Origin of the sequence: Microbacterium sp. RURRCA19A (assembly GCF_900156455.1) — a bacterium.
Lineage (GTDB): Bacteria > Actinomycetota > Actinomycetes > Actinomycetales > Microbacteriaceae > Microbacterium.
This window is the reverse complement of sequence record NZ_FTNQ01000002.1, coordinates 513736-526259: the sequence shown is the minus strand read 5'-3', so window position 1 is coordinate 526259 and position 12524 is coordinate 513736. Positions and strand designations below refer to the sequence as shown.

12 protein-coding genes are annotated in these 12524 nt (G+C 70.9%); 2 read left to right on the top strand and 10 right to left on the bottom strand.

The features are described 5' to 3' along the window. Window positions 1-9 precede the first annotated feature (9 nt). From BW982_RS10410 to BW982_RS10395, 4 genes are all read right to left on the bottom strand, one after another. On the bottom strand, window positions 10-954 hold the full coding sequence (locus BW982_RS10410; RefSeq protein ID WP_083696635.1) for a carbohydrate ABC transporter permease: 945 nt from the start codon (window positions 952-954) through the stop codon (window positions 10-12). Further along, on the bottom strand, window positions 951-1937 hold the full coding sequence (locus BW982_RS10405; protein ID WP_083696677.1) for a carbohydrate ABC transporter permease: 987 nt from the start codon (window positions 1935-1937) through the stop codon (window positions 951-953). The genes BW982_RS10410 and BW982_RS10405 overlap by 4 nt, the downstream gene beginning before the upstream one ends. Before the next feature lie 60 nt (window positions 1938-1997). Further along, window positions 1998-3311, bottom strand: coding sequence for an ABC transporter substrate-binding protein (locus tag BW982_RS10400; RefSeq protein ID WP_139327410.1), 1314 nt, complete (start codon window positions 3309-3311; stop codon window positions 1998-2000). Between the two features lie 99 nt (window positions 3312-3410). Continuing rightward, window positions 3411-4496: an N-acetylglucosamine-6-phosphate deacetylase gene (locus tag BW982_RS10395; protein WP_076492978.1), complete on the bottom strand. Its 1086-nt coding sequence runs from the start codon at window positions 4494-4496 to the stop codon at window positions 3411-3413. Between the two features lie 87 nt (window positions 4497-4583). Between BW982_RS10395 and BW982_RS10390 the strand changes: the two genes are divergently transcribed. After that, a complete protein-coding gene (locus BW982_RS10390) occupies window positions 4584-5624 on the top strand; it encodes an alcohol dehydrogenase catalytic domain-containing protein (RefSeq protein WP_076493665.1) in 1041 nt (346 codons plus the stop codon). 153 nt (window positions 5625-5777) lie between these two features. On the opposite strand, the gene BW982_RS10385 is transcribed toward BW982_RS10390, so the two are convergent. The 5 genes from BW982_RS10385 to BW982_RS10365 all read right to left on the bottom strand — a co-directional run bounded on the left by BW982_RS10385 (window position 5778) and on the right by BW982_RS10365 (window position 11277). Beyond that, the gene (locus BW982_RS10385) at window positions 5778-6116 is read right to left on the bottom strand and encodes an amino acid transporter (protein WP_076492976.1); all 339 of its coding nucleotides are present in this window, start codon (window positions 6114-6116) and stop codon (window positions 5778-5780) included. Further along, entirely contained in the window at window positions 6113-6742 is a 630-nt protein-coding gene (locus BW982_RS10380; protein ID WP_076492974.1) for an acyl-CoA synthetase, read from the bottom strand. Before BW982_RS10380 ends, BW982_RS10385 begins: the two co-directional genes overlap by 4 nt. Before the next feature lie 91 nt (window positions 6743-6833). Then, the gene (locus BW982_RS10375; protein WP_076492972.1) at window positions 6834-7898 is read right to left on the bottom strand and encodes an NEW3 domain-containing protein; all 1065 of its coding nucleotides are present in this window, start codon (window positions 7896-7898) and stop codon (window positions 6834-6836) included. Between the two features lie 59 nt (window positions 7899-7957). Beyond that, complete coding sequence (locus BW982_RS10370; RefSeq protein WP_076492970.1) at window positions 7958-9946, bottom strand: purple acid phosphatase family protein; 1989 nt, start codon at window positions 9944-9946, stop codon at window positions 7958-7960. Window positions 9947-10062: 116 nt separating this feature from the next. Further along, complete coding sequence (locus BW982_RS10365) at window positions 10063-11277, bottom strand: HupE/UreJ family protein (RefSeq protein WP_076492968.1); 1215 nt, start codon at window positions 11275-11277, stop codon at window positions 10063-10065. Between the two features lie 126 nt (window positions 11278-11403). Here BW982_RS10365 and BW982_RS10360 point away from each other — a divergent pair, with 126 nt between their 5' ends. Next, complete coding sequence (locus BW982_RS10360; protein WP_076492966.1) at window positions 11404-12054, top strand: type 1 periplasmic-binding domain-containing protein; 651 nt, start codon at window positions 11404-11406, stop codon at window positions 12052-12054. A 4-nt stretch (window positions 12055-12058) separates the two neighbouring features. Here the strand turns inward: BW982_RS10360 and BW982_RS10355 are convergent, their stop codons facing one another. Then, window positions 12059-12346 carry an LPXTG cell wall anchor domain-containing protein gene (locus BW982_RS10355; RefSeq protein WP_254845586.1) on the bottom strand — a complete coding sequence of 96 codons (288 nt, stop codon included), beginning with the start codon at window positions 12344-12346 and terminating at the stop codon, window positions 12059-12061. Window positions 12347-12524 lie beyond the last annotated feature (178 nt).

Here is a 12524-nt window from a genome sequence, read left to right as displayed (position 1 = left end):
AGGCGGGCCTCAGCCCTTGACCGCGCCGGCCGCGAGCCCCGACTGCCAGAAACGCTGCAGGCCGAAGAACAGCACGATCAGCGGAAGCACACCGAGCAGGGCTCCGAGCATGACCGCGCCCTTGTCCGGCGCGAAGTAGGTCATCATCCCGTACAGGCCCAGGGTGACGGGCTTCAGTTCGGGCGACGAGATCATCAGCAGCGGCAGGAGGAAGTTGTTCCAGGTCGCGACGAAGATGAAGAGGAAGATCGTCACCATCGCCGGCGCGAGGAGGCGCAGGACCACCGTGAAGAACGTGCGGACCTCGCTGGCCCCGTCGATGCGAGCGGCCTCGAGCAGCTCGTCGGGCACCGAGCTCTGGGCGTACACGATGCCGAGGAAGACGCCGAAGGGCGACACCGACGACGGGATGATGACGGCCCAGACGGTGTTCGTCAGGCCGAGCGCGTGGAATTCCAGGTACAGCGGCACCGTCAACAGCGCGATGGGCAGCAGGAGCCCGGCGAGGATGATCCCCACGGCGACCTTCTTGCCGGGGAAGTCGAACTTGGCGATCGCGTATCCGGCCATGACGGAGAGAAGCGTGCCGACCGCACCGGCCACCGCCGAGTAGACGACCGAGTTGAGCACCCATCGCCAGAACAGGCCCTGGGTCCACTGCATCAAGCTGTCGTAGTTGGTGCCGAGATTCCAGTCGGCGAACCAGAAGCCGAAGCTCGAGGTGAGGTCGGCGTTGCTCTTCGTCGAGGCCACGAGCAGCCAGAAGACCGGCACAAGGAAGTACAGACACCCGACCACGAGCGCGATCACGCCGAGCGTGCGCGCGGTGCGTCCGGGCCGCAGCGCCGCGGGGATGGCATCCGCTTCAGCGGCGCGACGCGGCCGTCGGCGCCGGGGAAGGACGAGCCGCGCGGTGTCCGCCACAACGACCGGGCGGGGGGAGGTGAGGGTCATCGTTGGGCCTTCCCGCGCTGGAGGAGCGCGTAGATCGCGGCGAGGACGCCCGCGACGATCGCCATGAGGAGAGACAGAGCGGATGCCGGACCCTCACCGGACGGCGAGACCACGCCGACGAGAGAGTTGTAGGTCAGCATCATGGGGGTGTAGTCGGCCCCCATCCAGGGGTTCACCGTCGCCAGGATCACGGGCTCGTTGAAGAGCTGGATGGTGCCGATGATCGAGAGCAGGACGGCCAGCAGGGCCGCTCCGCGCACCATGGGGATCTTGATGGACCACGCCGTGCGGAAGCCGCTCGCCCCGTCGATCGTCGCGGCCTCGTAGAGCTCGCGCGGAATCGCCGAGAGCGCCGCGAGGAAGATCAGCATGTTGTAGCCGGTGTACGTCCACGTCGTCATGTTGGCCATCGACAGCAGGACCGTCCCCGGCGCCATGAAGTCGGTGCCCTCCGGCAGGTAGCGGAGGAACGGCGACAGCGCCGGGGTGTACAGGTACACCCACACCATCGCCGCGATGATCCCGGGGATCGCGTAGGGGAGGAAGAAGGCCAGGCGGAAGAACGCGATCCGACGCACGAGGAAGGCATCCAGGAGGAGCGCCAGGACCAGGGCGAGCACGATCATCACCGGGATCTGGATACCCGCGTACAGCACGACCCGTCCGAGACCCGCCCAGAACCGTTCGTTCGCGAGCGCGGCGCCGAAGTTCTCGAAGCCCGCGAACCGCTCGACCATGCCGCCGCCGCCGTACAGCCCCGACTCCGCCGGGGCCTGGACGAAGAACGCCGACCGGATCGACACGATGATCGGAACCACGAACACCGCCACGAAGAGCACCGCGAACGGTGCCAGGAAGCCCCATCCGGTCACGGCGGCCCGGCGCGCGGCGCGGCCGCGGCGCGGCTTCACGACGCGAGCGGCAGGGGCGGGTCCGGGGTGCGCGAGCCCGGCGGCGGAGGTACGGGGAAGTGTGCTGGTCATCGACATCTCTTCCGGAACGGGCCGTCGGCCGGGGGCGTTCACCCCCGGCCGACGGCGGGATCACTTCGCGACGGGCAGTCCGAGGTCCTCGAGGGTGGACACCGCCGTGGTCTGCGCGTTGTCGAAGACGTCGATCACCTTGCCGGATCCGTCTCCGGCCGCGGCCGCGACCTCGTTCATGCTCGACAGCGCGGGGAACCCGGGGATGTAGGCGAAGTCGGGGTTCAGGTTCTCGGTCGCCTTCGAGAGTTCGGCGGCGACGTCCTGGCCACCGAACTGCGCGAGGGCCTTCGCGCTGGTCTTCGGCGTTCCCTTCGCCGCGACCACGAGCCCCTGGGACGTGAGGTCGTCGATCTGGGTGTTCAGCCAGTCGTTGAACTCCATCGCCTGCTCGGGGTGTGCGCACCCCTTCATCACGGCGACGCCCGAACCGCCGTCGGGGCCGGTCATCGCGCCACCGCCGAAGTCGGGGATCTGCGCGACGCGCCACTGGCCCGCCGCGGGGGTGCCGTCGAGCGGGTCGAGCAGGAAGCCCGCCTCCCAGGCCGCACCGATGTGACCGATGAGCTGGCCGTCAACGAGCGCCTTCGTGAACTCGTCGCTCCACCGGCCGCCGACGAAGGCCTCTTTCTTGTCGAGGATGTCCTGCCACACGGCGGCGACCTTCTTCGAGCCCGCGCCCGTGGTGTCCACGTTCCACTGGTCATCGGCGGCACGGAACCACACGTCGCCCGAGGCGGCCGCCTGGCCGGTGAGCCAGTTCTGCGCCTCGTCGGGCGTGAACGCCACGGCGTACTTGCCGGCCGCGGTGGCCGTGGCCGCGACGGACTCGAGGTCGGCGGCGGTGGTCGGCGGGGTGATGCCGAGCCGCTGGAATTCCGCGGCGTTGTAGTAGTAGACGAGCGGTCCCACGTCCTGCGGCAGGCCGACGATCGCGTTCCCGATCTTCATCCCGGCCAGCGCCCCGGTGGAGTAGTGGTCGGCGTAGCCCGCGGCCTCGCTCGAGACGTCCGCGAGGAGCCCCTTCGTGTAGAGCTGCGGCACCTCGCCGTATCCGACCTGCGCGAGGCACGGCGCGGTTCCCGCCTTGGCATCCGTCTCGAGCTTCAGGATCATTTCGGTGGATTTGCCGTCGAACTTCGTGGCGTTGACCTGGATGTCGGGGTGAGCGCTGTTCCACTTGGCGACGATGTCCTTCACGAGGGTCATGCCCTCACCGTCGGGAAGCCGGTGCAGGTAGTCGATCGTCACGACGCCGTCGCCGTCGCCGCCCGCGGCGGGGGTTCCGGTCGATCCGCAGGCGGAGAGGGCGAGCGCCGCCACGCCGGTCAGGGCGACGGCGGCGATGCGTGTCGCGCGGGGGCTGAAGGTCACGGGAACTCCTCGGTGAGCACGAGCCGCGATCGCGGCGATGGGTGAGCTGGTGATGACACCTTACGACGCGTTTAAGCGGTTTTCAATCACGCTCAATCATTATTTCGCAAACTCCCCGTTCTTCACGACCCGACGCTCACCCCCGTCGAGATCGAGCACGATGTCCGCGGACGCCCCCGGCGTCAACGGGTCGGGGAGCCGCAGCAGCCGCGACGCGGTGCGCGAGGAGACCGCCGCGACCTCGTCGATCGACGGGGCGAAGAGCGAGACGAAGCGGTCGACCGCGTCGCCGAGCGGCGTGGTGCTGCCCGCGAGGGAGCCGTCGGTCACGGCGCGCGCGATCCCGCCGGCCACCTCGACCTCGGAACCGGCCACCTCGTACCGGCCGTCGGCGCATCCCGTGGCCGACATCGCGTCCGACACCAGCGCGAGCCGGCCGGGGGCCAGGCGCCGGACCAGCTCGACGATCTCGTCGGCGACGTGATGACCGTCGAGGATGAGCTCGAGCACCACCCGCTCGTCGGCCAGCGCGACGGCGAGGGGACCCGGGTCGCGGTGGTGCAGGGGCCGCATGCCGTTGAAGGCGTGCGTGACCAGCCGGACCCCGGCCTCGACGGCGGCGCGCATCTCCTCGGCGGTGGCGTCGGTGTGGCCGGCGGCGGCGACCGCGCCCGCCGCGACGATGTCCGGGATCGCGTCGATCGCCCCGGGCAGCTCGGGCGCGATCGTGACGACGCGCACCGCGCCCTCGCCCGCGTCGAGGAGGTCGCGGATCTCCGCTCGCTCGGGAACGCGGAGCAGCGACGGCGCGTGTGCCCCGCGACGCCGCTCGGACAGGTACGGACCTTCGAGATGGATGCCGGCGAGCACGCCCTCCGCGACGAGAGCCCGCAACCTCACGATCGCGGCGCGCATCTCCGCGAGGGGCGCCGTCGCCACCGACGCCACGACCGCGGTCGCACCCCGCTCGAGATGGAAGTCGGCCGCGGCGCGCGCCTCGTCGACGGAGCACGAGCCGAAGTCGAAGCCGAGCGCGCCGTGGCAGTGGAGGTCGACGAACCCCGGCAGGGCCCGAGCCGCGGGAACGACCTCGCCCTCTCCGTCGTCGTCGACGACGACGGCATCCCGGACGGCGATCCGGTGTCCGCCCGGGGCGACACGGGCGTCGATGACGAAACGGCTCATGGGAGCTCCAAGGCGTCGGGGGCACGGGCGCGTCGAGTCTAGGGGCGCAGCAGAAGGCCGCCGCGCGCGCGGGCGAGAATGGATGCCGTGCGCGCGATGATCATGGATGCCCTGGCCCAGCCCCTCGAGGTGCGGGAGGCGCCCGCACCGGCCGCGCCGGCGGGCGGGGTCGTGGTCGAGGTGCACGCGACCGGGCTGTGCAAGAGCGACTGGCACGCGTGGGTCGGGCACGACGACGTCACCCTCCCCCACGTCCCCGGGCACGAGTTCGCGGGCGTCGTCGTCGAGCTCGGCGAGGGCGTTCACGACTGGAACCTCGGCGACCGGGTCACGGTCCCCTTCGTCATGGGCTGCGGCGAGTGCGAGTGGTGCCGCGGCGGCAACGCGCAGGTCTGCCCGCGCCAGGAGCAGCCGGGCTTCACGCAGTGGGGCTCGTTCGCCGAGCGCGTGGTCGTGCGGGCGGCCGACACCAACCTCGTCGCCGTTCCGGACGGGGTGTCCTTCGAGGCCGCGGCGGCACTGGGATGCCGCTTCGCCACCGCCTTCCGGGCCCTCACCGGCCGCGCGCGCGTGCGGGCCGGCGAATGGGTCACCGTCGTCGGGGCCGGGGGTGTGGGGTTGAGCGCCGTGATGATCGGCGCCGCCCTGGGCGCCCGCGTGATCGCCGTCGACCGGACGCCCGCCGCGCTCGAGGTGGCCCGGCGTCTCGGCGCGGAGCACACGATCCTCGCCGACGGCGTCGATGTCCCGGCATCCGTGTCCGCGCTCACGGACGGCGGGAGCCACGTCTCGATCGACGCCGTAGGCAGCGCGCAGACCGCGCGCGATGCCGTGCTGGGCCTGCGCCGGCGCGGTCGGCACGTGCAGATCGGCCTGCTGCCCACCGCCGACGGCCAGACGCCGATGCCGATGGCCCGCATCATCGCGTGGGAGCTCGACCTGCTCGGCAGCCACGGCATGGCGGCCGCGGACTACCCCGAGATGCTCGACCTCATCGCGCGCGGAGCGCTGCGTCCGCAGGACCTGATCGAACGGGTCGTGGGGCTCGGCGAGGCCGCCGAGATGCTGCCGCGCATGGACACCGCGACTCCCGCGGGTATGACGATGATCGACCCCCGGCGGGCCTGAGCGTCCGCTCGGCCCGTTCGGGGTCGCCTAGCCCGGGCCGTCACGCGGAGAACGTCGGAGACACGCCGAGCCATGGCATCCTCAACCGGTGTGTCGGCCATCGACTCCGCCGTACGGCACATCACACCGACGCCCCACGGGGGCGCTCGAGGATCAGGACCGGGGGGCCTCGGGGCCGTCGTTCGTCTCGGGAGCCGCGGTCTTGTCGTCGTCCTTGGGCAGGAGGAGCGGCCGATCGACCTGCTTCGTGACCTGCGCCGGGTCGACGGCCAGCAGCAGCAGGGCGACGCTGACGAGCACGACGATGAACGTGACGCCCGCGGCGACGGCCCCGACGACGAGCGCGCGCTGGATCTCGTCCGCGGGGCGGGCCTGGAAGGCTCCCATCGACACGAGGGTCACGACACCGGCGAAGATCGCCGCGCCGAACGCCAGCCCGAGCAGCTGGACGGGCTTCATGAGATCGCGGCGGGTGGGCTTGTGGTCGGTCATGATGCGGCCTCCTCGGCGGGTACGGCCGGAACCGGCTCCGGGCGGCGCGGCGAGAACCCGGCGATCGCCAGGTACACGGCGATGATCGCCGCGTAGCCGCCGAAGATGCCCACCGCGATGGTGATCCCCGTGAGGGTGAAGGTGCCGGCGCCCTCGATCGTGTAGTCGTAGGAGAACGCCGGGCTGGTGAAGAGGAATCCGACCGCCAGGATCAGCGTGATGATCCCCACCGTGAGCCCGTCGCGGGAGTCGGGGCGTCCCGCGCGGCGATCGCGCAGGGCGCCGATGATCTCGATCGCCCCGGAGACGACGGCCCACACGATCACCAGGACGAAGAAGAAGGTCGTCGTCCGCCATGCGCCGATGCTGGTAGCGAGCCCGGCGAGACCGGTGACCGCCGCGAGCAGGACGGGCGTCATCCGCTGACCGTTCGGGTACACGAGCCAGACCGACAGCGCGAGGACGAGGGCCGTGGCCAGCGCGAAACCGCTGAACACGCTCGATCCGACGGCGGCCGAATGATCCGAAGAGAACGTGACCATGACGGCGGCGACGGCGGCGAAGAGCGCGCGCGCCAACTGCACGTGGCGCACATCGAAGGAGCGCACAGGAGAAGGAGTGGTCACGGAGGGTCCCGGTGAGACGGAGTCGATGGCATCCAGTCTATTCCCCGCCGGCTGAGCGCCCTCCGTGTGCACCGACGTCGAGATATCGCGCTCAGCCCGCGGGCGTCGCGACGTCCTCCTTCTCGGCGAGGGAACGGGCCACGGCCGCGGCGACGCGCGCGTCCTCAGCCTCCTGACGACGGCGACGGCGCGCGCGCAGCCAGCGCGGGCCGAAGACCGCCGCCGCGACGAGCAGCAGGACGACGACGAGGATCGGCCACGGCACTGCCCAGCCCATCGCCGACGCGGACACCGTGTCGAGGTCGGTCGTCGAGCCGGAGGCATCCGTCACGGTCGGGATGGCGGTGACCGAGGCCCACACCAGACCCATCGCGGCGACCGCGGGCACGCGGACGTCCCGTTGCCACGACTCCCCGGGGAGCAGCACCGGAGCCGCCTCGCCGGGCGCGGCCTGAACCTCTCCCCACCCGAACGGGCCCGCGACGGCGTCGGTGTCGTCGGCCGAGAGCGAGACGTTGCCGGTGTTGTGCAGGCTGTAGTGCACCGTCGCGTCGCCGAAGAGGAAGGGCACGAGGCCGCCGTCCCAGTCGACGCTCACTCCCTCGACGGACAGCGCGGGCGCGAGGTCGCCCCCGACCCGGATGCCGGTACGGATGCCGAGACGACGGTCGACGGTGACGTTCGCGGTCTGATCGGCGACGGTGAGCGAGGTCACGACACCACCGGCATAGTCACCGGGGGTCGCGTCGGACGGGATGTCGACGGCGAAGGGGACCTCGACGGTCTGACCCGCGGGCACCGAGACGTGGTGCTGCGGCACGACGATCCACTTGCCGACGCCGACCGGCGCCTCGGCGGCGAGGCGGAGGTCGAGGGCGCCGGTCGAGGTCGTGTAGCCGTCGGCGGCGTAGACGTCGAGCTCGACGGGCTCGGTGCCCCGATTGGCGACCACGAGGGCGTCGTCGAGGTGCGCGCCCGGGTTGAGCGTGTACGAGAAGTTCGTGCGGTCGGCACCCAGCGAGTTCGACGCGGTGCGCACGGTCCACGTGACGTCGTCGGTGGCCGCGGATGCCGTCGCGGGGACGCCGACCAGAGCGGCGGCGGCGGCGAGGAGCGGCGCGAGGGTCGCGGCGAGGAAGCGGGGAGAGATGTTCATGAGGGTCCTTCGAGAAGGACCGGCGGGGAGGGTCGCTCCCCGCCGGTCCGGTTCGCTGATCAGCCGGCCAGCGCGGTGAGGGTCAGGGTCGCGCGGTAGCTGCCCTTGTCGATCGTGTTCGGGATCTTCAGGTCGAGGTCGGCACCGACGACACCGGCACCACGGTCGTGGCCCAGGGGCGCCGAGCTCAGCGAGCGCGAGGTCGACAGACCGTCACCCCCGTCGTAGCCCGAGCCCACCGCGGCACCCGCGACGGCACCGGCACCCGGCGTGACGACCTTGGGCGTCCAGCCGAGGTACTTGGCCTCGAACGTCTTCTGGCCGTCGACGAAGTCGCCGACCGACGCGGAGATCGACCACGCGGCCTTGCTGGCGCGGGTGTCGGTGACCGTGATCGGGTTGATCTCACCGGTGGCCTCGAAGTACTGGAGGTTCTTCTCCTCCGCCGTGCCGAGGTCGACGAGACCGTTGTGGCCGTTGATCGTCCAGCCGAACTCACCCGGAGCCGTCGTGGGGACGTCGACCTGGATGTCCTGGCCGTCGCCGTGGTTCGGGTGGATCTTCACCTCGTCCTGGATCGAACCGATGGCCTCGGCCGGCTGGGTGCCGTTCTCCGGACCGCACCACAGGACCTTGCCGAGCTCGACGGCCGCGTTGGGGGCGGCGCAGTCGCCGGAGCGGATGTTCTGCACGACGAGCTGGTCCTTCTGGACCTGCACCTTGACGTACGTGCGGACGTGCTCCTGGTTCTGCACGGAGTTGTACCAGTAGTTCGCCGGGTTCAGCGGGTCGGCACCGTTTCCGGCACCGCTCGTGCCGCTGTTGTCCGGCGTCGTGATGTCGTAGTACTTCGAGCCCGAGGCCGAGTTCGCCGTGACGTAGACCACGCCGCCGGGACCCTCGAACACCTCGTCCTGGCCGGGCTGCTCGTCCGCGTTGGCCTTGGCGCCGTTCTTGATCTCGTACGAACGCGAGTAGCTGTGGTCGTGACCCTGGAGGACCAGGTCGACGCCGAGCTTCGAGAACGTCGTCGGGAAGTCGACGCGACGGACCTTGTTGTCGCCGTCCTTCGCGTGGTCGGCCGGCGAGTAGATCGCGTGGTGGTAGACGAGCACCGTGTACTTCGCCTGCGCACCGTGCTTGTTCACGACGTCGGTGACGTACGCCACGTGCGCGTCGTCGCCGCCGCCGCCCTGCGAGGTGGCGTAGCTGTTGCTGTTGAGGTCGATGAACAGCGTGTCCTTGTAGATGAACCAGTAGTCACCGCCGGACTCGGTGCCGATGCTCGAGGCGCCCTTGCGGTAGTACGCGGCCGAGCGGTCGGTGTTCGGGGTGAAGAAGTGCTGCTCGTACGACGTGCCGCCCACGTCGTGGTTGCCGATCGTCGCGGCCCAGGGGTACTGGCGCAGCTGGTCGGGAGCGAGGAACGCGTTCCACTGGTCCTCGTTGTTCGCGGCGTCGACCTGGTCGCCGCCCGAGACGAGCAGTTCGGCGTTCGGGTTGGCGTTCAGGGCGACGTTCATCGTGTCCACCCAGCCGGCCTGGTCCTTGGGGATGTTGCCCGACGAACCGATCTGCGGGTCACCGAAGAACAGGAAGTCGTAGTCGCCCTCGAACGACTGCGTCGTGAACGAGTACGTGGTCGACCAGTTGCCGTCGGAGCCCACGCGGTACGAGTAGGCCGTGTTCTCGGCGAGGCCCGTGATCGTCGTGTGACGGTTGAAGCCGGTCGTCGAGGTGTTGGCGGCGCCGGATGCCGAGAACGTCGTCGCCGTGGCGGGGAACTGCCCGTTCACGAGCGTCGACGTCGGGGCGACCTGAACGGTCTGCGCCGTGTCCGCCGAGGAGTACCAGCTGACGTTGCGCTGCGACTCGTCGGCTCCGACGCCGAGGATGACGCCGGAGAGGGTGGCCGTGGTGTCGGCCAGGGCGGCCGGAGCGGTCGCGGCGCCCGAGAGCACGAGCGACGCGCCGACGGCGGCCGTTGCGATCCACGAGACACGGCGACGCGTACGCGCCCCGTGCGACGTCGATGCTGTGAGGAGCATGGCTGTCCATTTCTGTAGGTGAGGGGCCCGCGGTCGGGCGGGCCTTCCCACGCTCTGCCCGCTCGGTGACCATCGCGTGAATGGTTGACCGAGCACATCTATCGATCAGGGCAACGTCACTCGATCCCGAGGATGCGCTGCACGAACCAGATCAGGCCGGCGACGGTCACGACGACGGCGAGCAGGCCGCTCGCCCACATCCCGATGCGGGGGAACCGGCGGCGCAGCAGGACCAGCAGCGGGAACACGACGACGATGATGCCGATCTGCACCGCTTCGATGCCGATGTTGAACACCAGCAGCGACCACAGGAGCGTCCACGACCACGGCTCGTCGATGCCGAGCGCCGAGGCGAACCCCAAGCCGTGCACGAGGCCGAACAGGAACACCACGCCCACCCGCAGCCAGCCCGCGCGGTCGAGGCGGAGGAACCCGTGCGCGTGGGAGAGGTCCTGATCGACCTTGCCGCCGCGCCACAGGCGCCACAGATACCAGGCGCCGACGACGGCGATGGACAACGCGATCGTGGGTTCGACGATCTCCGCGGGGGCGGCGACGAGACCCGTCGCGGCCAGGATGAAGGTCACCGAGTGCGCCAGGGTGAACGTCGTCGCGGCGATCACGACCTCGCGGAGTCGACGCGAGCCGACGATCAGTGCGAGGAGGAACAGGATGTGGTCGATCCCGGTGAGCAGGTGCTCGGCGCCGAGGCGGAAGAACTCCCAGAACCGTTCGAGGGTCGTCTGCGCCGTGGTGAACGACGGGTGCTCGGCATCCAGGACCGTGCTTCCGTCGTGGATGTCGAGGGCGTAGGTCAGGATCGTCTTGGTGCCGGTGACGAAGCCCTCGTCGTCGGGGAAGAGGGTCGAGACGACGGCGTGCCCGTTCTCGGACGGCGGGCAGGCGTAGTCGAACTCCAGGACTGCGTAGGGGACGCCGTCCTGGGCCGTCATCGTGATCGGGTCGGCGAGCGTGGGGGTGCAGTCCGCGCCCCCCGCGTCGATCCGGAAGTGCTGCGCGACGTACCCCGTCACGTCGCCGCGGTACTGCTCCAGGGCGGCGGCCTGCTGCGCCGCGTCCCTCTCTTCGAACGCGGCCGTCCCCGCCTGGAAGAACGCGTCGTCCTGCGCGGCGTCGGCAGCGGAGACGACGAGGAGGTCGTACTCGAGCTGGAGCTTCGCCCGCACGACCCCCGTCCCGCCGCTCGACAGGTCGGCGTAGGCCACCGACGACATCCCGTGGGCCTGGGCCGGGGTGGCCGAGAAGAGGAGCGCGAGGATTCCCGCGCCGAGGAGGAGGACGCGCGTCGCGCGCCGGATCACTGCAGACATGAAGGCCTTTCCGCGTCGAGGGTGCCCGGCGGGCGTGAACGTTTGTGCCCGACGTGGGGAACGGAAACGGAACGTGCGCCTCGTGTTCTCCCGCGCGCCACCCGCATCGCGCAGGGTGGAGCGGTGATGCGCAGGACGACGATGGTGGCCGTGATCGTGGCAGCGATGATGCTGACGGGCTGCTCCTCGGCATCCGGCTGGAGCGAGATGCGTGCGCACCCGGCCGCGGTCGGAACCCCCGGCGCGGGGTTCGCCCCGAAGGAACCTCTCGCCCCCGAAGCGACGTACGCGCCCGAGGCCGGGTCGTGGGATGCCGTGAAGGCCCCCGCCGGGTACCGCGTGGTGCTGCTGACGGTCGGCGACGATGCCCCCACCGCCACGCTCGTCACCGCCGTGGAGGACTGGGCTGCCGAGACCGGCGCGGACCTCCGCGTGGTGCACGCGGATGCCGACATGATCGACGGCGCCGTCGAGGCGATGCGGATGAACCCCGACCTCATCATCAGCGCCGGGGACGCCCTCGTCGACCCGCTCGCGACGGTGACCGCCAATCACCTGGACCGACAGTTCCTCATCATCGGCGCGGAGCTGGCCGAGCCGACCGAGAACGTCACCGCCGCCGACTGGACCGGCGCCGCCTACCGCGGCGAGGGCCTCGGCACAGCCTCCGCGTACGACCCGGCGTCGTTCACACCCGAGCGCGCCGCGGCCGCCGTGCGCGCCGGCGTGGCCTCGGTGCTGACCGGCCAGCGCGGCATCGTGCTCTGGCTGGACTGAGCGCTCACGCGGCGGGGCGTCGACGCCGTCGGACCAGGATGCCGGCCACGAGCGCCGCGACGCCGAGCACCACCGCGGCCACTGACGCAGCGGCGTCCCACCCCGTCGCCGGGAGGTCGGACCGGGGGCCGGCGGACGGTGCCGGGCTGGGCGCCGCCGCGGAGGGGGTCGGGGTCTGACGCGCGCTCGCGGGCACCTCGACGACGATGACCTGGCTGTCCGGCGTCGAGCCGACCTCCGCCGCGGGCGGCGGCGAGACCGCGGTCGCGAAGACCAGCGCGAGCACGAGCATCACGGGCACGTCGGACTCCTTCCCCTCGCCACCGTGGCGCCCCCAGGTGGACGCCGACCTCTTCGCGCTCGGCCGGGCGGGAAACGCCGGGGGAAGAACGCACGACGGCGAACGGGCGGCGCTGTGGTCTGACCACAACGGAGATCCTTAGCACGGAGACAAGATTTTCGTTTCTTTC

What these genes read in the sequence shown, in the direction of transcription:
- BW982_RS10410 (WP_083696635.1), bottom strand. Translation starts at nt 954, where the DNA reads ATGACCCTCACCTCCCCCCGCCCGGTCGTTGTGGCGGACACCGCGCGG.
- BW982_RS10405 (WP_083696677.1), bottom strand. Translation starts at nt 1,937, where the DNA reads ATGACCAGCACACTTCCCCGTACCTCCGCCGCCGGGCTCGCGCACCCC.
- BW982_RS10395 (WP_076492978.1), bottom strand. Translation starts at nt 4,496, where the DNA reads ATGAGCCGTTTCGTCATCGACGCCCGTGTCGCCCCGGGCGGACACCGG.
- BW982_RS10385 (WP_076492976.1), bottom strand. Translation starts at nt 6,116, where the DNA reads ATGACCGACCACAAGCCCACCCGCCGCGATCTCATGAAGCCCGTCCAG.
- BW982_RS10375 (WP_076492972.1), bottom strand. Translation starts at nt 7,898, where the DNA reads ATGAACATCTCTCCCCGCTTCCTCGCCGCGACCCTCGCGCCGCTCCTC.
- BW982_RS10370 (WP_076492970.1), bottom strand. Translation starts at nt 9,946, where the DNA reads ATGCTCCTCACAGCATCGACGTCGCACGGGGCGCGTACGCGTCGCCGT.
- BW982_RS10365 (WP_076492968.1), bottom strand. Translation starts at nt 11,277, where the DNA reads ATGTCTGCAGTGATCCGGCGCGCGACGCGCGTCCTCCTCCTCGGCGCG.
- BW982_RS10360 (WP_076492966.1), top strand. Translation starts at nt 11,404, where the DNA reads ATGCGCAGGACGACGATGGTGGCCGTGATCGTGGCAGCGATGATGCTG.
- BW982_RS10355 (WP_254845586.1), bottom strand. Translation starts at nt 12,346, where the DNA reads ATGCTCGTGCTCGCGCTGGTCTTCGCGACCGCGGTCTCGCCGCCGCCC.